This window comes from Bacillus sp. ILBB4 (assembly GCF_035064545.1).
GTDB lineage: Bacteria > Bacillota > Bacilli > Bacillales > Bacillaceae_H > Priestia.
The window spans coordinates 43,204-64,740 of sequence record NZ_JAIQVD010000011.1 but is presented as its reverse complement, the minus strand read 5'-3'; the positions used below and the strand labels follow the sequence as shown (position 1 = coordinate 64,740).

The window sequence follows — 21,537 nt, the reverse complement described above, 5'->3', positions numbered from 1 at the left end:
GACTATTTTTTAACAGTACTTAAAGAAAATTAATTTTAAAATATTGATATCTAGAATAATAATTATGTTAACTCTTTACCTACTTACAAACTCCTAGGATTCTATACTAAGCAAGAAGATAAGAAGCAAAATTATGCTTCTAAAAAATTAAAAAATAAAGGATTAACGAAATTTTGCCGAACCTCTCGTCTACGTTCAGCACTAAATAAACCTCTTAATGTCCCAAAAAAGTAGGCTTCAAAGACAGTTTTTATTCGTTTTCTTTTGTAAGCGAAAAGAGTTTCCCTAAAACCTTGCACAGCAATAGAAACTAAGTCTTCTATAGGCTTTTCTAAGCCACTAATTTTATAAGCTAGCAGGACTTTTCCCCATAAGCTATAAATATCATCTGCATTCCTAAAGAATGGAGCTACTGCTTGTTTGAACGGTTTCGGAATAAAAGATGGTACATAATCCTGTGAAAGTTTAATACTTGTATCTTCTTTACGTATGTATTTATTTAAATCTTTTAAAGATAAATTATAGGTAGAAGAATTTTTAGAGAGTTCTTTCTTACTCTCACAAGGGATTACGTCTTTTTCTGCTTTAACATCTGTTTCAACATTCTTAGCCAAATTGAGTTGTAAATAGTTCACCCAATATTTGAAATAAGGATGATTTACAAACAGATGTACAGGACTGCCTTTTCCATTATTACGAGGACAACGCCGATAAACTGTAACAATTTGTCCTTGCTTTCGAAGCTCACTTAGATGGCGATCAATTGTTCCTTTTGACTTTTCATATGTTTTACCTAAATATGTACTACCAGGAAAGCAAAATCCTCTTTCCGCAGCAAACCAACAAAGCCGGTCTAAAGCTTTTCTAGTTCCTTCGTGGAGACGATAAAATTTTTCCCCATAAAGGTTAATAATTTCCTTAAGTAATTTTCGTTTCAATGATTGATGTTGAGAACGGTTTTCTATGAAACTCTGATAACTTTTCATATAATCAAATTCTTCTGTCGTAAGCATACGCGTAGTAGACATCAGTCTATCCTCTCCTTTTTAGGAACAAAAAAAGACATCGCATCCCATAAAATAGGAAAACGATGTCGGATTTTTTGACAGACTATGCCCTTGAAATAAATCTAATTATCCTATAAAATAAAGGCGTAATTAAATTTATGTATTAGGACTTCGACAGGTGTTTTCCCTAGTCTCTTTAGGGTTAACGGTGTAAGGGTGTTGGCGCACCACTTGCACACGTTGGAGTCTTTTTATATTCCGGACTGTTTTGTTGACTCTATTATAACGTCTATTAATCTTGTAATTCAATAAAAATTCACCAAGTCCTCAGTAAAATAATATAACCTCCCTTCACTTATGATTAAAATCACTTCAATTGGATACGCTGTTAAAGTAAATACTCTGGGATTAGGATTTTCTCTCTAAACAAATAATAATATTAAAATATAATGTATACTACTGTTGTTTTCCTGTTTTACATATTGTTTTATATATTGTTTTTCTGTTTTATTGTTTTAGACCCTCCGCAGACCCTTATATTACAGCATTTATAAGCATAAACTATCACTAATTTTGCGCGAACTATCACTAATTTTGCGTAAACTATCACTAATTTTGCGCGAAACTATCACTAATTTTGCGCGAAACTATCACTAATTTTGCGCGAACTATCACTAATTTTGCGTATTTATCCCTATACGTTTATAAGTATCACTAATTTTGCGTGGAAAATGCAGATTCGGCTTAAGTATCACCAATTTTGCGTGATAAATGTAGACATGCTTTAAGTATCACCAATTTTGCGCACGAAAATTAAGATATAAGGTAACAAATTAAGGTTGAGTTATGCTTTTAGGGTTAAAATCCCTCCTTAAGTATCACTAATTTTGCGTGATATTTAAATTGCAAGGACAGGCTGCTCTTAAACATGCAATTTACACAGTATCACTTTTATGATATTTTAGTGATAGTTTAGAAAAATATGGGGGATTTTATGAAGAAATCAAATGTAGTTCAACCATATGATCTGGAAAGCATAAACATAAAAAACTGGGTAACTAAGTCAAACATTTTAATTGAGAGTACATATAAATTATCCTTGCAGGAACAAAGGATTTTGTTGATTATGGCGTCTAAAGTTCAACCTAATGACGAAACATTAAAGACATATAGATTCCGAGCTAAAGATTTTATAGAAATAGTGGGAAATAAGAAAGGAACAGGATTCTACTCATACTTAAAAGAAATTGTGAATGGTCTTCAAACAAAAATTCTTACCATAAAGGAAAAAGGCCGACAAAGAAACTATAACTGGGTTATTACCTCGATCTACGAAGAAAATGAAGGGTATATAACATTACAATTTCACCCTAGTCTAAAATATTTATTTTTAGAGCTTAAGGAAAAATTTACTTCGTACCAGTTAGAAAATGTTGTGAGGCTTAATTCGGTTTATTCAATTCGTATTTATGAACTTCTTAAGCAATACGAGCGTTTGAGAAAAAGAGAACTAACTCTTGAAGAATTACGTCATTTTTTAGCTATTGAGCCTACTAAATACAAACAGTATGGCCATTTTAAGAGCAAAGTATTAGCAGTAGCTCAAAAAGAAATAAATAATAAAACAGATATTTACTTTGAATTTGTAGAAATAAAAACAGGCAGAAAAGTAACCTCTATAGAGTTTATCATTACTAGCTCTTCTGCTTTGAATGGTACTAGTTCTTCCAAAGAGACGAAACTTAAATCAACCCAATCTTCATTAGATTTATTAGATAACGAAAAAGAAAATGGATTGTACCATGACTTAATGAGCTTAGGAGTTAAGCCTGAAAAAATCGAGTGGGTTTTATCAGAATTTACAAAAGAACAAGTTAAAAGAAATGTAAAATACACGCAAGGTCGTTTAGTTATTGGAGATATCACTCATCCGCATTCTTATGTAATAAAAGCCATTCAAAAAGACTACGCGAAAGTATCACAAGAATCAAAGGTTTCTACACCTAAAAAGTCTACTAGAAAAGAGTTAGTTCCAGATTTTATAATAGAAGCTGAAGATAAAGAAAAGGCTCTTGAAAACCTTACATTAAAGGAAAAACAAGAATTATTTTATAAAGAAAATGGAAATCAAATAGAATTTGAAAAAAGGCTTTTACAATTTCAAGAATTAAGAAAAATGTTAGTTTTAAATTCCGAGGAGCCCAACCAGGAAGAATTAAAAAAAGCCCAAGAAGCAGCAGTACAAGAAGTACTACGAAATATGAACGAGGACTTAAGAAAACGTGAAGAAATAGGCCTTAAGCCAAGGCAGATAAATGACTTTGAAAATAAAGAACTAAGGGAAATATATCGAACCTTCTTGCATAAACAAGTTTAATAAAAAAATAGTGTTATATTAGCACGCCTTTTATGGGCGTGTTTTAATGTTTTTAAACGGAATATTTTTGTGCGAAAGGTAAATTTAATATACAATATACATTACTTAATCTAGTTGGCGTTTTTTTGATTTTTATATTCATCAATAGTATATTAAATTTACCAATAATGGAGGTGTTTTATATGGATATTCCTCTTCTTGTTCAACATTTCCTTATTCATTTACATGAAACAGGGAAAAAACCTTCTACAGTTTCCATGTATAAACATGATTTGATGGCGTTCTTCAAATGGTTAAATCAACACTCCCCTGATATAACGCCAGGAATCTTGCCAGAAGAGAAAAGTTGTTATGAAGAATACCTTACCTATCTGAAAGAAAAAAACTTATCAGAGGCCAATTTAAGGCGTGTGGCTTCCCATCTGAACAGATTGTTAGAATATCATAATTTAACGGATCAATTTGGAGCGCTTAAAGCTACAACAAAAAAACAGAGGGATTTAGTTGACAGTGACTTTATAACTGAAAAGGATACCTTTTCGCTTTTAAACTCTGTTGTCAGTAAAAAAAATCTGACAGAAACTCAATTGCAAATACATAAATATATAGCTCCTCGTAATTATTCAATTTTGATTCTAATGCTTCATTACGGCCTTACACTTAATGAAGTGGTATCTTTAAATATAAAGAATATTAACTTTAGCCAAAATGAATTAACTATTATAACTAACAAAGGAAAACGTGTCTTAAACCTTTCTAAAGACGATAAAAAAATAATATACAATTACTTTTCAAACATACCTGCCTTATTTAAACCTAAAGATTATACAGATGATCCTTTGTTTCTTTCTTTTCATCCTCAGAAGATGGTTTATTGGTACGATTATAATTTAAACAAGCCTAAAAGAATTAGTCTAATTGGTGTAAAGCGGATGATTGAGAAAGAAGTCGAACGCTCAGGTATACAAGCTAAGGCAAGATCAACACAGTTTCGAAACAGTTGTATACTAAATAAAATCTGTGAAGGATATTCAAATGAATACCTTATCACCTACTTTGGTTTGTCTAGTCGCCATGCTTTGTATCGATATAAGAAATACCTAAAAACAAAATAAGGAAAGTTCCTATTTTGCTTCAAAATGCATTTTTTATTAAGTTGAACTTATTTTCTATTAAAATCGCTAAATTAAAGTACTTTTATATGATGAGTTCAACTTATATTCTCTTTTTATTGTGCCTAACTCTAAAAAAACCAAGAAGTTAAACTTAAGTTTAACTTCTTGGTTTAAAATAAACGCAGCCACTTTCATTAAATCGAAATTTGTTGGTTAGATAGATTAATAATAAAGCATTAATATAAGATATTTTAAAAATATCTTATATAAGCGTCTATATTTAAATGGTTATCATTCTGGAATTTAAATTGAATTTCTATTCTTGATTTAAAGCTAGATAAAGTACATTCTAGAATCATTATCACGCCTTAATTACCAAGGCTTTAATCAATTCAAGATTTAGTTATTTACAAACAAGAATACTTGAAAAATATCTAATAACATAAATAGAGCAATCTATGAAGAAGTTGAGCTTATCTATACATCTGGGGAATGGAGTCCATATAAAAAAACTAGTTGTTTCATTAATTTACAATAAGGAATAATATCACTTTATTCTCCACTAAAATATATGGTTTTGAAAGTAACTTTCAATCTGGAATAAAAACTAGTGTAAGTACATTCTAGAATCACCAAAAAGCCTTTTGTAGATTGGTTTGCAAATACTCTAGTTTTCTAGATATCAGAGATAATTTAAAAATAATTCTCATGTATATAAAGTATGTAAAGATCTCCAAGTAATTCTATCTCGTACATTTATAAGAATTATATATAAGAGATTTCGAGGAGAATAATAGGCATTTCATTAATATATAAAATAAATATTCCCCCCCTTGAAAATTTCCTGTATTTATCTAGAATTAAAAGAAAGAAGGTATAAACATTATTCCAGAGAATTAGAATATCAATAAATAAAAAAGATTTTTTTGCTTTTATCTAGAATTAAACCAGAAATATAAATCTTGATTAATATCTTGTACATCTAGGTTCTAGATTCACGAATAATCCTTTTGTAACAATGTTATATGCCATCTAGATTTTTTATTTAGAAAGGAGAAGTCTAGAAAAATGTCCAATAACTTAGATGAAGAAGTTGTTTACACTCTGAAAGATACGGTGAAATTAACTGGATTAAGTATTGATTTAGTTAGATTGTATGAAAAAGAATTTAATCTCCAGATTCAAAGAACAGAGGGAGGCCACCGAAGATATACTAAACAGAATATTGATTTGCTAATTGAAATCAAGAAAAGAATACAAGAGCAAAATTGGAGTTATAAAATGATTAACCAATGGCTTCAGGGAGAAATCATACCAGAATCTATCGAGGTTCAATCAAAGCTCGAAAAAAAGGTGGAATCTCTCGAAGATAAAGTTCAAGAATTACTTAATCGTTCTGAAAAAGATGAGCAGTTTCAATTTGCACTTATTCAACGTTTAGATGAACAAAGCAAGCTTATAGGACAGCTTACAGAAAAGTTATCCTCTCAAGATAAATATATTGAAAATAATCTAGAAAAAAGGGACGAGAAGTTAACTAATGCTATTCGAGAAATTAGTGATACAAAGAAACTAATTGCAGCTGCTCAGGAAAACCTAGAATCAAAACCTAAAAGCTTTTGGCATAGGATTTTCCGTGGTTGAAAACTCTATGGGTATAGTATCTAACCATGTTCCTCTAGACGGCCAAGTTGCACAAAAGAACGTAACACTGTGTAATGAAATACAAAAATGTTCTAGGATGTTAAATAATAGTATGTAAGTGAAGGTAACTGAAAAGACCCTTATCTCCTGAGAGGTGAGGGTCTCTTTTATGTTTACTCTGTTTACCTTTAGTTTATGTAAACTTGCGGAAACTAAAAAAAGCAAATAACTACTTTTTCTATAAAGAAGTGATCTTTTCAAATACAATTTGGTTATGTATTCTATAATATCCCTAAGCCTCCTTACAAAGGAGAGCTGTAAGAGATTCTTTGTAAGGAGGTTAATGCTCTTCGTACTTAGCAAAATTTTCTTGAATTAAAAGCTAAAATTTTGCACAGACCCCTTATTTAGTTGTGCATAAAATAGTGCAGACATACAAAATTCTAATTACACCAACCAGGCAGTAAACTGCTATATCCCAAGATCCTTTTCTTAGTAAAAGAAAAAAACTACTGGCTTAACACAGTAGTTTTTTTAGTTTTCTGATTTATTAAAACTTTGCAAATAGCCCGTCCAAATTACATTGTTCCAGATACTTTACGTTCCAGATACTCTACTGATACTAATAGTATCTAAGCTAGTTGAAGTAATATTACCATCTTCATTCACCCAGACTAAAAATCCATCGCGTATACGGATAAATGTACCAACTCCGTTAAGTTGATTTCCAGCAGAAAAAACTTCAATTCTATCACCTTGTCTTAAACCATCCAAACGAAAACCATTCGAAGATGTCCCACGGTTACTTGAAGAAGTACGGCGCTCGTCAGAAGTACGTCGTGAGCTACGACGCTCATCAGAAGTACGATGTTTTGGCATGCAATCACCCCCTAAAAGAGATACTACATGATATGAAAAAAATTGAAATCTGTATAAGCAAAAAGCTCAATTATTATTTGTTTTACTAAAAATGGTTAAATAATCTAGTTCTACTCTACTTATTTAGTCTTATTAAATCATTCTAATTACATAATATTTTTTTAGAGTATTAAAACTTGTTCAAAAACTTGTATTTATATTACATATTATAAAGTGTATAATCCCAAAAGACTAAAAATCCTTATTATGGAACAAAAGAGTTGGAAATAAGTATATATTATACTGAATACACACCTTAAGATAAGAAGTACTATCTAAGAATATTATCTAATTATGAAAAAGTAAGAACCATAATTAAGGTAATTTTTAGTGACATTATAATAAATCAGGTAATTGGAATAAGTTTTCTTCCTAAACCGAAATCTTTTTTTATCACCATAATGTAATTTATATATCTTTCCTCCCAAATTATAAAAACGCACTTTTCCTATATGCTTTTATTATAAAATGTAATTTTTATACATTAATTTAAAAGAGGGCACAATCCTAATTTACTAAAAATAGCCCAGGCAAACTTGATGATTTTTTCTATAATAGTCAATGTAGCATCATTATAAATATAAAGAGGGGGATTAGCCATGAAAAAAGCAAGAAAATCTGTGGGTAATAAAACGAAAATTTTCTTAACATTAACATCAAATAATTCAGGCAAAATTGCCAAGAAGCGTTGAGACATTCAACTAAATTTTATAAGAAAAAAAACAGCTGTCTTCGTTTGAGGATAGTTGTTTTTGTTTTATTGATTTATCCACTCTTTGAGGATCAGTATTTTCACAAACCGAGGTCTACAGAACTGTAATTAAAGAATTCAGTAATACATTGCTTACGAATATATCTTTATACATATTTTAACCTGAATTTATAAATTCAATTAATGTTTTCATAAGTAATACGTTTGTCCAATCCTTTCTAACGGAACATGAATATTCTATAAGTACTCAGTTCTTTAGGAGGGAAATAGATGCTTAGTTGGCTTGTTACTGCCTCATCTCTATTCGTTATTATACTGTTATTTTATACTGTGAAATATATAGTGATACTCTTACAGTTAGATTCTTCAGAATTTACTAAGAACACTCAAATAATCGTTAAGTTTAAAGAAGATGTGTGTGAAGAAACACAGCTAAAAATTCATCATAAGCATAAATGTACAATTTTAGACCACAACAAGGAACTTGACTTTCAAGTTTTACATTCTAAAAGGGATATTAATACACTTATTAAAATTTATAATAAATTAGAAGAGGTAGAATACGCAGAACCAAATCATATGTTGAAAGCCTTCTATACACCCAATGATCCTTTTTTCGCCTATCAGTATGGCCCTCAAAAAGTACAAGCTCCTGATGCTTGGGATGTTACTACCAGTAATGGAAATATAAAAATTGCTATTATAGATACAGGAGTTCAATTAAACCATCCTGAGTTAGCTATTAAGCTTTGGCCTGGTTATAATTTTGTAGAGGGGAATTTAAATCCTAACGATGGTAATGGTCATGGAACTCACGTAGCTGGTATTGCTGGAGCTCTTACAGAAAATAGTTTAGGTATTGCAGGGATAGCTCCTTCAGCATCTATAATACCTGTTCGTGCTCTTGATAACAGCGGAAATGGAACCTTGAGTAATATTGCAAATGCAATTACTTATTCAACAAATGCAGGAGCTAAAGTAATTAATTTGAGTTTAGGCTCTTCTCAAGGATCAATTACTTTAGAGAATGCCATTAATTACGCCTGGAATCAAGGGGTGGTTATTGTAGCTGCGGCTGGAAATGAAGCTTCTAATACACTAACATATCCAGCTGCTTATCAGAACGTAATTGCTGTCGCTTCTACAGATATAAACGATCAAAAATCTGATTTTTCTAATTATGGTACTTGGGTAGAAGTATCAGCTCCTGGTTCAACTATCTTATCCACTTACACAGGAAGTTATTATGCGTATTTAAGTGGTACATCGATGGCCTGCCCCCACGTAGCTGGATTAGCAGCATTATTAGCAGCTCAAGGGAAAAATAATGTACAAATTAAAAATACTATTTTATCTACCTGTGATCCAGTACCAGGCACAGGCTTATATTGGACTTACGGAAGAATCAATGCAAACCGAGCAGTTCATTAACTCTTCTAAATTAATGAAAAAACTATTGGTATATTAAATACCACTACCAATGTGAAAAATATAACATACACTTTTAAAAGCACTGACCTTGCAGGAATATTCAGTGTTTTTATATTTTAGTGTAAATTGAATACTTTATATGAACATGAATCTAGAAATAACTAAACAAATTGCCATCTGAACGTATTTAGCTATGTACCCTAAATTTTAAAATAAGTGGGGGGATAATTTTTAGGTATTTATCCACTTTTCTTAGTTACTTAAGACCTATTAGGATTAAGTTTCTCTAAGTCTGTAGTTACTTTGTCCAAGCAAAAATAAATGATTTAGCATTTACTATAATAGAACTGTTAAAAGTAAAGGGATGATTATATTGAATTTACAGGATATTAGAGGATCTTATGATTTAATGTTAGGGTTAGGCAGCTGGTGTGGTCCCTCTCTTAATTTAAGAAGACATAATTGGAGAAGATTTTCGTTCCCTTTAGACTGGATGATATCTAATTCAATTTCTGATGTGAGTAGATTGCTAAAAAATAGATTTACTGGATTTATGGAGTTTCAAAACTTACAGCGAACTGACGGTTATGCTCATTTTCTCGATGATGGTGTAGCAATCTTTCCTGAAGAAGGAGGAACTGAACCAGTTAATGCTCATTTCATTCATGATACTTACTACAATATCATTTCTGTCCATGATTTCCCTATCATTCCAAACGTGGATTGGACTGTAATGTACCCTTCCTATAAAGAGAAACTCCATCAGCGAATAGCTAGATTTTTGGAGAAAGTCGAAAATAGTTCCTCCATTTTATTTATTAGATGGGGAGCAGCTAGTCCAGAAGAAGCTATAGAATTAAAATCTGTAATATCAGGGTTGACAAAAGGGTCGTTTAATATATTACTCCTTCAGCCGGCAGAGGGACTTAAAAACGTTATTGATATGCATTGGACGATTGATAGGGTCTGTTCTGTTCAAGTACCTATGGATGACCCAAATAATGAACTAGTATGGGATTATGTATTAAACGGAGTAAGTTTGAGTAATTATTGGGATTAGCATTTAAGATAGAGCATATCTTTTTTATGGCCATGATAATGAAGATAAAAAGAAAGAGTCATTATAAAGAAAGACAGCAGAACTTTCTAAAAAGCTTCTGCTGTCTTTCTTTATAATGATTGAATAAATAAATATCCCTTTTAAATTTTTTTATAAGCCCAATATACAACTCTTTTTAACGCTATTTTTAAAGTTTTACAAAAGAATAATAAGCTCTAAAGAAATCCTTATGTTTATACCGCCTTCCTCCCACTTCACTTAAAAAGTTTTATAAATTGGGTAGCTAAGTTTTTATTGGGAAGATTAATAGATTAGCCTATAGCAAGAAACAAGGGTGAGCATATTTTAATAAATAAGGGGGCGAATACGAAATAGAGCAGGTATTTATGCTCAAATAACATGAATAGGGCGTGTATACAATGAAAGTTATGACCATTTTGGGTACAAGACCCGAAATTATACGTTTAAGCCTCATTATCAGAAAACTAGATAATTACGCTACAGAACACATTTTGGTTCATACAGGACAAAATTTTACTGCTTCATTAAGCGAAGTTTTTTTCCAAGAATTAAATGTTCGCCAACCAGATTATGTATTGGCTAACCAACAGCTTACCCTGGGAGAACAGTTATCAAAAATGTACAAAGAGCTAGAAGGTATATTTTTGAAAGAAAAACCGGACAAAATTTTAGTATTAGGTGATACTAATAGTGGTCTAAGTGCGATTTTAGCTGAAAGAATGGGTATACCAGTTATTCATATGGAAGCTGGAAATCGTTGCTTTGACTTAGAAGTGCCTGAAGAAAAGAATCGACGAATTATTGATTCTATTTCAAGTTTCAATCTTCCTTATACTCCCCAAAGTAAAGAAAACTTACTTAGAGAGGGTATCCCCTCTAATCGAATTATTGTTTCTGGAAACCCAATTAATGAAGTTTTAACGTATTACAAATCTAGAATAGAAGATAGTAAGATTCTTAACAAATTGTCCTTAAAAGAAGGAGACTACTTTTTAGTTACAGCTCATCGTGCGGAAAATGTTGATCATGAAGATCGATTACTGGAAATTATTAAAGGGATCAACATGGTGGCCGAATATTACCAAAAAAGAGTCATATGTAGCATACATCCTCGTACAAAGTCTCGAATAGAACATAGTTCACTTGTTAACATTCACCCACTAGTAGAACTTCATAAGCCATTTGGCTTTTTTGATTTTGTAAAACTTGAAAAAAACGCTTACTGTGTCTTGACAGATAGCGGTACAGTACAAGAAGAATGCTGTTTATTTCACGTTCCTACTGTAACCATTCGTAAAACAACTGAAAGACCAGAAACAATTGAATGTGGAAGTAATATGCTTTCAGGAATAAGTGCTGATCAAATTTTAAGCTGTGTCCATGTAATGGTTAATCAATTGAAAAATTGGTACTATCCCGAAGGGTACGGTCATCTAAACGTTTCAGATAAAGTGATTAAAGTAGTATTAGGAGGAATAAAAGGTGTTTGAAAATAAAACTATTTTAGTGACAGGCGGTACAGGTTCATGGGGATACGAATTAGTTAAACAACTATTAACACATAACCCTAAAGAAATCCGCGTTTTTTCAAGAAATGAGTCCAACCAATTCACAATGAAGCAAGAGTTTGACAACCATCCTAAATTAAGTTTCATAATTGGTGATATTAAAGACAGAGAAGCAATAATGGAATCCTGTCAAGATGTGAATTATGTTTTTCACTTAGCTGCTTTAAAGCATGTTCCAGTATGCGAAGATCAGCCTATTGAGGCATTGAAAACAAATGTACATGGAACACAAAATGTAATAGATGCAGCTATAAGTTGCAATGTAGATAGAGTTGTCTATATTTCTACTGATAAAGCATCAAACCCCGCTAACTTCTATGGCTTATCAAAGGCGATGGGAGAAAGGCTAATTATTCACGCTAACACATTAAATACTAAAACTAAATTTGTTTGTATACGTGGCGGTAATGTACTAGGAACAAACGGGAGTGTTATTCATGTATTTAAAAAGCAAATTCAGGAGAAAGGGAAAATCGGCATTACGGACCCGAATATGACCCGCTTCTTTCTAACTTTAGAAGATGCAATAAAACTTGTTTTTAAGGCGACATTTGAAAGTCTGGGCGGAGAAATTTTTGTTATGAAAATGCCTACTTGCAAAATTATTGACCTAGCTAGTGTATTGATAGAGGCTTCTGGTAAAGAAACGATTGAAATTGAAACATTAGGTATACGACCTGGAGAGAAAATACACGAATTACTTTTATCTGAATATGAGAGTACGACCACTGTCACATATGATGATGAATATTTCGTTATTTTACCTCCAATCCATATTGAAGGCTTAAAAGAATATTACGCACCATACACCCTTGTAAACCTAGAAAAATATGATTCAAGTAAAGAAACAATTAGCAAAGAGGCAATTAGAGAAATGTTGCTGAAAGGCGGTTTTATTTAAATGAAATTATTGATTCTTGGTGGAAAAGGAATGGCAGGGCATGTAATCACAAGGTATTTCATGCTAAATTCAAATTATGATGTATCCTATACATCAAGAGATCCTAAGGATAAAAATGGAATTTACTTGGATATAACAAATTTTAAAAGGCTCGAGGAAACTATCGACGCTATAAAGCCAGATATTATTATCAATTGCATTGGAGTCTTAAATGAACACGCAAGTAATAATCCTATGCGTGCTTTTCAAATAAATAGCTTATTACCGCATCAATTAGCTAAATTAATTGAACGTTATCAAGGTAAGTTAATTCATATTAGCACAGATTGCGTATTTTTAGGATTAAAAGGGGATTATACAGAAAACGATTCTCCAGATGGTACATCGGTATATGCTCAATCTAAACAACTTGGTGAAATTGTTGATAATAAGCACCTAACAATCCGTACTTCAATAATAGGTCCTGAACTGAAGGAAGGTGGAATTGGTCTATTTCTTTGGTTCATGAACCAACGGGGAATAATAAAAGGGTATAAAAAAGTTTTTTGGAACGGAGTAACAACCTTAGAGTTAGCTAAGGCCATTGAATTTTTTATAGAAAATAATGTTACGGGATTATATCATCTACATTCAAAGCAAAAGTTATCAAAATTAACATTATTAGAATTGTTTAAAGAAGTTTTTGAGAAGGATGATATTGAAATAATTCCCGACGAGGAAGTAGTATTAGACCGAACAATCATTAGTACCCGCACAGACTTTTGTTACACCCCTCTAGAGTACAGAGAGATGTTAAATGAATTAAAAGAATGGATGTCTAAATAATTCCCTCTAAATAATAGAAATGATAAAGGAAGCCACACTAAAAATGATGTCCTTTTTTATCTCCACCTATTGTTTGAATGTGATTTATTTAAACATTCATTTTTAAATAATTAAATTAAAGGGGTAATAGACAGCCAATTATTTCAAAATGAAGCTAATTAGCTGTCTCTTTTTATAATACCTTATTTGTTGTGTAACTCTTATAATTATAAAAGCTAACTTAGCATAACCCATTCAAAGGGAAGAGCTAGATCTTTTAACTTGTTCAGGAATTACATACACTGTTAAACCATAACGCTCTTTTATTTCAGTTGCAATTTGATCTGCTGTTACTTTATCGTTAAATGCTCCTGTTATTAAGCGGTAACGTTGTTTTTGAGTGGAGTTATTATCATTACTATTATGAGTCTCTTCAAAGCGATTATTATCCATAATACAGCCCTCCTTACTTATAACTAAGGATAAGTTAATTTAAATACTTAGTTACAAACAGATTTATCAGTTGCTCTTTACCATAGTAAGGGCACCCTTAAAAAGCACCCTAACATCCTTAGAAGAGATGCCTTAAATGAAATTGAATAAAAATTCGTTTCAACTTGTCCAATAATCTTCATGGTAATTATATTTAGAGAAAACAATTTATACGGTATAACTGACTTAGAACAAAATAAAGAATAAATTCTATGTATTTACACTAATACCTCGGCACATATCCTCCCTTTAAGTTTAATAATTGCTCTTACTAACAGCAAAACTTCACAATTATATAAAATTACCCTTTTATAATTAGGTAAGAAAAGGCTCCTTCATGTAATTATAAAAGGGTAATATCGGCTAGTATCATCTTCCAATAATGATTGTTTGCATTCCATTTATCATGATTAGGCAGTTCAATAGCACAGACTCTTTGCAGAGACCAACTCTTTTCAACTAAATGGTCCACATCTGTATGATTAATAACAAGAATTTTAAAATCATTAGCAATCATTCCAGATAAGATAGCTTCAAGCTCAGCAGCTTCTTCAAAACTTGCTTCAGTTCTTATAAACAGGATTCTTTGACCTGTAGACAACTTCTCTAAAAAGCGCTGAATTCTTCTATCATATTTTTCTTTAACCTCAGCATAGCCACCTAAATAGGTAAGTGTATTTTTGTCTGTTTTAAAATCATGGTTAAACCCTATATTATAAATTTCATCCCACACTAATAAGTCCCATTGTGATATATATTTTATAATTCTAAGATTCTTTAGATTCAAAAAATCAGCAAATCGGTTCTGTAAGAGAACATTAACATTCTTTAAAGAAGGAGACGAGACCCAATCTAAGATTCCGGAAAACGTTCTTAAGTTGTTATCTTTAAGCTGAAGTGAAGTCAAACACAAATCCCCTAAACTGAAAATAGCGTCGTATTGCCCTTTTATACCTTCTAAATTCATACTATTTTCCCCTTAAAATAAAATTTGTACGAGTCTATATATTATATTAAATGCACAAATCCAAAAAAAGGAAGGGCTAGTAACTACTAATCTAATAAAATAAGCATTCACACAAAGGATTATGGGTGGATCATAGAGAAGCTTTAAGTCAAGTGAGTAAATCGACTAACTATTAAACAATCATATTTATAAATGCCATTGATTATTTTTTTAAAAATGCGTATGTTTCTGCTAAGCCACTAAAGATAGAAACTTGAGACTGCCACTTTAATAGCTTATGCGCTTTTTTACTATCGAGACAGCTATGTTTAATATCTCCAGGTCGTCCTTCCTTATGGCTTATATTAATTTTAGAACCGTGAATCTTCTCAAGCTCCTTTAATAGACGATTCACAGAGGTTCTCTGCGTAGTACTAGCATGAATAACCTCCTGGTGGCCCTTGTCAATAGCAGCTATATTTGCCTGAACAATGTCCTTTACGTAAATAAAATCACGGGTTTGTTCACCATCACCATGAATATTTAGCATGGTTCCTTTATTTAGTCTATCTAAGAATACTGCAACTACTCCTCCTTCACCCTTTGGGGTCTGCCTAGGTCCATATACATTTCCATAACGAAGAATTGTATAAGATAGTCCATATAAATGAGAAAATAGGCGTATATATGACTCGGCTGTTAGCTTAGATAAACCATAATAAGAAATAGGTACTGTAGGGTCCATCTCGGTAATTAAATCTTTTTGCAACTCTCCATAAACAGCTGAAGTGGATGCAAATATAAATTTATCAACAGAAGCATCTCGACAAGCCTCAAGTATATTGATAGTGCCCTTTATATTTACATCAGCATCGTACTGGGGATCATTGATGGATCTTGAAACATCCGCCTGAGCAGCCAGGTGAAACACTATATTTGGCTTTTCCTTGAGAATAATTTGTTTAGTCTGTTTGCTACATATATCTTCAACATGAAGAGTAGCAAGAGGATGTACATTCTCTTGCTTTCCTGAGATCATGCTATCAATTATATGAACTTCGAATCCTTTTATAATAAGTTCTTCCACAAGATGGGAACCAATAAAACCCGCCCCTCCAGTTACTATAGCCTTCATATACTATTCTCTCCCTCTTTAAGTTTCAATAGTATATGTCATCAAAAAGGTCACTGTGTAAGCTCCCTACCCAATACTTCGTTAAAAAGATGAATTAATTTACCTTTGCCGCACTACTAAAAGTTATAAGTTTACTCCCGGTGTGAGAGGACCTTTTCGTAAACGTTTAATACCTTATCAACTGCTTTTTTTTGCGACCAATGATTTAAGGCCCATTCTTGAGCTTTAGCCCCTAAGGAGTCCCTGTATTCTGGGTTTATTAATAAGTTATAAATATTTTCACATAGTGAGTTTGGGTCTCCAGCAGGTGAAATTATTCCTGTTGAACCGTGTTGAACCATTTCTGGTAACCCCCCTGCATCACTTACTATTACGGGTTTTCCAGCAAGTTGCGCTTCAATTACGGATAGGGGCTGATTTTCTATAAGGCTAGGAAGTACAAAGATATTAGCAAGAGATAGTAAAGAAGGAACATCATTTCTGTTGCCTAAAAAAATAACTCTTTTTCCTAACCCTAGTGCTCTGCTTTGAGCTTTTAACTCAGCTTTTTTATCCCCATCCCCCACTATCCAACATACCCACCCTTTTTTTAACTTTTTTAGTTCACTGAGGGCAGATAATAAATGATGAATTCCCTTAATCTCAACCAACCTTCCCGTATAAATAATTACTTGTTGACCAACACGTGAACGAAGACTTGGGGGGTTCTGCATTCGCTGAAGAAAAGAATTAATATCATATCCATAATGAAATACTGTAAGCTTTTGCTCTTGAACCTGAAATTCCTTTATTAAAATATTCTTAAGCCAGTTATTTGCGACCACTGTACAGTCAGCAGACATAGCACCTGTATGCTCAAGCTCATTAAAATACTTACATGCTATATCGGCAGTAGAGGATTTCAAAGTATTTTTAACGTAGTGATTTAATTCGTGGGCCACACAACCGTGTATAGTTGCTACTAATGCTGTTTTTTCAGGTTTTAGCGGGCTAATACAGGCAGTTGACACTACGTCTTGTGTATGAATTAAATCGTATTGATCTATGCATAGGTGAGTAACTCCTTCCATATAGCCCAGACGCTGCTTCTCATAAAATTTAACTACTTCATCTTTGTATAGAAGAGGTTGATTTTTCTCTTTTTGAGCTAACTTTGTGACTAATGAAAGCTCATCTTTAATAAATTCTTGATTTTTATTAACAATATGAACTGATTCATTCCCTGCTCCATGACCAAGCAAGTCTACTTCATGTCCCAATGCTTCAAGTTCTTTTTTTAACTGTTGCATATAATTCCAAACGCCACCTACATGAGGGACTTCCCAAAATGTAGCAAGTAATATTTTCATAAATTTCTCTCCTCTTTTCATAACATCAGCGCTCCCAAATCCCCTTATATATAGGTATTCATGTAGCTAATTAATGTTATAAACTACCATTTTTATTTTAAAAACAATATTTTAATACAGTAGCATAAAGGCTCTAAATGAAAGATTTGGTTTTTTTAGCATACATCTAATATTAAGCTTAATTTAATGGGAAGTTTAAATACATTGGATGGGATGTGGAACTGATGAATGCAAAACATAAATTATTAATTACCGGGGCAAGCGGCTTTACTGGACAACATTCGTGTGAATATTTTTCAAAATTAGACTTGGATATTATAGCCATAACTAACAAGAGAAACTTTTGTCATAAAAAAGTTAAAACAAAACAATGCGATTTACTTAATAAAAAGGGAATAAAAGACCTTATTAAACAAATAAAGCCTGATTATGTTCTCCATTTAGCAGGACAAAATGCGGTAGGTCGTTCATGGGAAGACCCTCTTAATTCCCTTGAAGTGAATGCAATGGGTACAGCATATCTTATTGAGGCTCTCCGACAAGAAGCACCAGCTTCTAAGACAGTTATTGTGAGTTCAGCTCTCCAATTTAATCCAACCTCTATCCCCACTTTTAACCATCCCTATGGCCTAAGCAAAACGATACAATCTATTTTTTCTCAATTTTGGGCTGCCTTATATAATATGCATATTGTTATTGCTAGACCATCAAATTTAATAGGACCGGGATTCTCTACAGGAGTCTGTTCAATTTTTGCCCAGAGGATCGTAAACATGGAAAGAGGGAAAGAAGAAAAATTCTTAAACGTGAGTAATTTAAATAATCGTCTAGATTTTTTAGATGTACGTGATGCAGTGAAAGCTTATAATTGTCTTCTCAAGAAAGGGAAGTCTGGTGACATATATGATGTTTCTTCTGGTAAGAGCCATTCCTTAGGTGAAATTATAAACATATTTAGGAAAACAACGAATATTCCATTTCAAACAAAATTAGATAATCAAAGCCCTATAGTTAATCCTGTTGATCTGCACCCTGTATCTTTATTTGAATTGGGGTGGCAACCAAAAATACCTCTGGAAACTACTATAAAGAACATTGTTGATTTTTATCGTCAACAAGTAGATGGTCTTAATAACTAGAGAAGGAAAAATGGCTACTTTATTAATTAGTCCTTTGATGATTCTTATAAAATCTCTTGTTTGAAATTAATTAAGATTTACTTTAATCGAACCTTTTTCCTTATTCCCACTCGAGGTTGGCATATGAAAGGTGTTTTTTAGAGAGTTTTCATATCATTTAACAAGTTCTTTGCATATTCTAATTAAGGAATTAAATAAGGTAATTTCAGACTAATGGATTCCTTGATATTCCGTAAAGTATATAACTTATAAATTCCATTGCTTAAATTAAAGCTATCATTTTATAAAATTTTGGATTAAGTATGGATAATAAGCAAGTCATATACCCTGAACACAATTTATTTTTTGGAGGGTAAATAATGGGTCCAAAAGTATCAATAATCATCCCTTTTTATAACTGTCCTTACGTAGATCAGGCAATTAAAAGTGCCTTAGATCAGACATATGAAAATATAGAGATAGTGGTAATAGACGATGGTTCTACAAGCTATACGGAAAAAATTATGCCATTTAAAGACAAGATTATTTATATAAGGAAAGAAAACGGGGGAACTGCTACTGCTCTTAACACTGGCTTATTTGTTGCTACAGGCGAGTATATTGCTTGGTTAAGTTCAGATGATTATTTTGTTCCTGCAAAAGTTTCTAAACAGATAGACTTCATGACTAAAAAGAAAATAGACGCCAGTTTTACAAATTTTGATTATATTAACAAAGATAATCAAGTTTTAGTTCCTTGGTGTACTAAACGCTTTACCAATCTTGAAGATGTATATAATGCTTTTCTAACTTATAATGCTATCAATGGCTGTACGATCCTTATAAAAAAGGAAATTTTTGATAAAATAGGGATTTTTTCTCCAGACTTTCGTTATACGCACGATTATGAAATGTGGTTCCGCATGCTTGTGAATGGCTATGAAATTCATTACTTTGATGAATCCCTTACAAAATTTCGCTCACATGAGAATTCAGGAACACGTAAATATCAATCCGAAATGCAAAAAGAGATGAAAATTATTGAATATCATTACCGTCCTCTTTTAAAAAAATATATAAAATCACTTCAGTCAGACCAGTTATAAAGTGTGTATAAGTTTATAATTCTCCATGCCCACAAATACCTATCTCAACCTTATTTAATAAGCTACTTCACTACTTGTTCGAATTATGAATCCTATCTAAATGATTAAAATTCTCCCTTACAAGTAGTGCTACCCCTTATTCTTAGTCTCTTTACACCTATACACATTTAAATTTTGTTACATACATCCCTAATCGAAATATTAAAAGAATAAGCCCCTCCATATCAATTAAAAATTTCTCACATATTATACATTAATGGAAGTCTATATAACTAAGATAAATTTATTTAATCTCATATAAATGTACTAAATCGGATACTATTTTTGGCCTAGTTTTTTAAGAAAGAAGGGAATTAATAATAAATGAAAGACAAAACTACTTCATCATTTGATAAAAATCTTACTGATTTCTTAGATGAGATAAAAACCAAATTGCATCCAGACTATAAAATTCCTGATCCTCAGGTTATAAATATAATTTTTAAATATACTCAGTAAGCTAGTCTAGCTTTCTACAATGTTGTTATAGGTTTGCACACCCAACACCAAAATATATGCAAAACAATTAAGGGATGATTATAAATGAAGATTTTATTGGTTTCCTATTATCCACTCCCCTATACAGGGGGAGTTTGGACGTTTGTATCACTACTCAAAAAATCTCTTGAAGACTTGGGGCATTCTGTCGATATACTCAGCCATACTCCTGATACAACCAAATATCGAATTATAGGGCAAGAATCAGAAATAGAAATTGATGATATTTCTCCTTATATTAAAGAAAAGATCGTAACAGAGATGCCTTCATTACCTATAAACAGCTGGATATATAATGTTGAAATATTTCGTTATAGCTTGGAACTATCAGCAGCATATTATAATCTCCAACAGTATGACATTATTCATGCACTAGATGTAACAGCAGCAAGGGCTATAAGTAGAGTAAAACCTTCACATATCCCCCTTGTTATGAGTGCACTAGGTAACCTATCAAGGGATATTTTCTTTACCCTTAAGACCATGCATCGTAAAAAAACAGATCAACAACTGCAAGATACATTTGAATATCAATACCATAAAACCCTTGAACGTCTAGGATATCAATCTAGTAATTTGATTCATAGTCCTACGCTTTGGATGCGTAATAATATTATAGATAACTTTTCTATTTCCCCGGATAAAATAATGACTTTTTCATACGGATTAGATATTAAAAATTTTCAAGAAGATTCTATGAAATGCCCTATTATTGGACCAAAAAAGGGAAAGAAAATTATCCTATTTATGGGGAGGCTCGTTTATTTAAAGGGTATTCATCATCTACTTGATGCACTTGCGCTTTTAAAAGAGGATAGAGATGATTGGGAATGCTGGATACTCGGAGAAGGAGAATTAAAAGCGGAGTTACAAGAACAATGCCAAAGTTTAGAACTTAGTAACCACGTTAGATTTTTAGGAATCTCTAATGATGTTGCTCATTTTCTCAGAGAGGCAGATATTTTTGTTCATCCTAGTATACATGATACCCAGCCTTATTCTGTCATGGAAGCTCAACTCGCAGGTTTACCGGTTCTTGTAAGCAATACGGCAGGTTTACCTGAAATGGTTGAGATCGGTAGAAGCGGATTAGTTTCCTCTGTTGGAAACATCCATGAACTATATGATCAGTTAAGATATTTACTTGAAAATGATATTCTTCGTAAACAACTGGCTGTCTGTACTAAGGAATGGGCGAAAGAGCGATGGTCTCTTGATACCATGGTTAATAATGTTCTGTCACTGTACAAACAGGCTAAAGGTTTGGAAACAGAAAATGAAAATCCAACTTAAATA

At 32.1% G+C, this 21,537-nt stretch carries 17 protein-coding genes; 11 read left to right on the top strand and 6 right to left on the bottom strand.

Features of this window, described 5'->3' with window-relative positions:
• Nucleotides 1-131 precede the first annotated feature (131 nt).
• On the bottom strand, nt 132-1,028 hold the full coding sequence (locus LAV82_RS27025; RefSeq protein ID WP_499717340.1) for a transcriptional regulator: 897 nt from the start codon (nt 1,026-1,028) through the stop codon (nt 132-134).
• A 973-nt stretch (nt 1,029-2,001) separates the two neighbouring features.
• Between LAV82_RS27025 and LAV82_RS27020 the strand changes: the two genes are divergently transcribed.
• From LAV82_RS27020 to LAV82_RS27010, 3 genes are all read left to right on the top strand, one after another.
• A complete protein-coding gene (locus LAV82_RS27020; protein WP_116299300.1) occupies nt 2,002-3,384 on the top strand; it encodes a replication initiation protein in 1,383 nt (460 codons plus the stop codon).
• 182 nt (nt 3,385-3,566) lie between these two features.
• Nucleotides 3,567-4,499 (top strand): tyrosine-type recombinase/integrase, encoded by a 933-nt coding sequence (locus LAV82_RS27015; RefSeq protein WP_116299299.1) that lies wholly within the window; start codon nt 3,567-3,569, stop codon nt 4,497-4,499.
• Between the two features lie 1,068 nt (nt 4,500-5,567).
• Nucleotides 5,568-6,143 (top strand): DUF3967 domain-containing protein, encoded by a 576-nt coding sequence (locus tag LAV82_RS27010; protein ID WP_029319782.1) that lies wholly within the window; start codon nt 5,568-5,570, stop codon nt 6,141-6,143.
• 597 nt (nt 6,144-6,740) lie between these two features.
• Here the strand turns inward: LAV82_RS27010 and LAV82_RS27005 are convergent.
• Nucleotides 6,741-7,022 carry a hypothetical protein gene (locus LAV82_RS27005; RefSeq protein WP_029319780.1) on the bottom strand — a complete coding sequence of 94 codons (282 nt, stop codon included), beginning with the start codon at nt 7,020-7,022 and terminating at the stop codon, nt 6,741-6,743.
• Nucleotides 7,023-8,043: 1,021 nt separating this feature from the next.
• Here LAV82_RS27005 and LAV82_RS27000 point away from each other — a divergent pair.
• From LAV82_RS27000 to LAV82_RS26980, 5 genes are all read left to right on the top strand, one after another.
• Nucleotides 8,044-9,204: a S8 family peptidase gene (locus LAV82_RS27000; RefSeq protein ID WP_499717339.1), complete on the top strand. Its 1,161-nt coding sequence runs from the start codon at nt 8,044-8,046 to the stop codon at nt 9,202-9,204.
• Between the two features lie 373 nt (nt 9,205-9,577).
• On the top strand, nt 9,578-10,264 hold the full coding sequence (locus tag LAV82_RS26995; protein ID WP_211079288.1) for a DUF1796 family putative cysteine peptidase: 687 nt from the start codon (nt 9,578-9,580) through the stop codon (nt 10,262-10,264).
• Between the two features lie 419 nt (nt 10,265-10,683).
• Complete coding sequence (gene wecB / locus LAV82_RS26990) at nt 10,684-11,775, top strand: non-hydrolyzing UDP-N-acetylglucosamine 2-epimerase (RefSeq protein WP_116299296.1); 1,092 nt, start codon at nt 10,684-10,686, stop codon at nt 11,773-11,775.
• On the top strand, nt 11,768-12,754 hold the full coding sequence (locus tag LAV82_RS26985) for a polysaccharide biosynthesis protein (protein WP_029319771.1): 987 nt from the start codon (nt 11,768-11,770) through the stop codon (nt 12,752-12,754). The genes wecB and LAV82_RS26985 overlap by 8 nt, the downstream gene beginning before the upstream one ends.
• Nucleotides 12,755-13,579, top strand: coding sequence for a dTDP-4-dehydrorhamnose reductase family protein (locus LAV82_RS26980; RefSeq protein ID WP_116299295.1), 825 nt, complete (start codon nt 12,755-12,757; stop codon nt 13,577-13,579).
• A 234-nt stretch (nt 13,580-13,813) separates the two neighbouring features.
• On the opposite strand, the gene LAV82_RS26975 is transcribed toward LAV82_RS26980, so the two are convergent.
• The 4 genes from LAV82_RS26975 to LAV82_RS26960 form a co-directional block, all read right to left on the bottom strand.
• Complete coding sequence (locus tag LAV82_RS26975; protein ID WP_098622091.1) at nt 13,814-14,011, bottom strand: hypothetical protein; 198 nt, start codon at nt 14,009-14,011, stop codon at nt 13,814-13,816.
• Nucleotides 14,012-14,393: 382 nt separating this feature from the next.
• The gene (locus LAV82_RS26970; protein ID WP_098450060.1) at nt 14,394-15,017 is read right to left on the bottom strand and encodes a DUF1796 family putative cysteine peptidase; all 624 of its coding nucleotides are present in this window, start codon (nt 15,015-15,017) and stop codon (nt 14,394-14,396) included.
• A 202-nt stretch (nt 15,018-15,219) separates the two neighbouring features.
• A complete protein-coding gene (locus LAV82_RS26965) occupies nt 15,220-16,131 on the bottom strand; it encodes an NAD-dependent epimerase/dehydratase family protein (protein ID WP_499717338.1) in 912 nt (303 codons plus the stop codon).
• Nucleotides 16,132-16,262: 131 nt separating this feature from the next.
• The gene (locus LAV82_RS26960; RefSeq protein WP_499717337.1) at nt 16,263-17,480 is read right to left on the bottom strand and encodes a glycosyltransferase family 4 protein; all 1,218 of its coding nucleotides are present in this window, start codon (nt 17,478-17,480) and stop codon (nt 16,263-16,265) included.
• 224 nt (nt 17,481-17,704) lie between these two features.
• Between LAV82_RS26960 and LAV82_RS26955 the strand changes: the two genes are divergently transcribed.
• The 3 genes from LAV82_RS26955 to LAV82_RS26945 all read left to right on the top strand — a co-directional run bounded on the left by LAV82_RS26955 (nt 17,705) and on the right by LAV82_RS26945 (nt 21,534).
• The gene (locus tag LAV82_RS26955; protein ID WP_499717336.1) at nt 17,705-18,619 is read left to right on the top strand and encodes an NAD-dependent epimerase/dehydratase family protein; all 915 of its coding nucleotides are present in this window, start codon (nt 17,705-17,707) and stop codon (nt 18,617-18,619) included.
• Nucleotides 18,620-18,978: 359 nt separating this feature from the next.
• Nucleotides 18,979-19,704, top strand: coding sequence for a glycosyltransferase (locus LAV82_RS26950; protein ID WP_097813211.1), 726 nt, complete (start codon nt 18,979-18,981; stop codon nt 19,702-19,704).
• A gap of 582 nt (nt 19,705-20,286) precedes the next feature.
• Complete coding sequence (locus tag LAV82_RS26945; protein ID WP_499717335.1) at nt 20,287-21,534, top strand: glycosyltransferase family 4 protein; 1,248 nt, start codon at nt 20,287-20,289, stop codon at nt 21,532-21,534.
• Nucleotides 21,535-21,537: the final 3 nt, after the last annotated feature.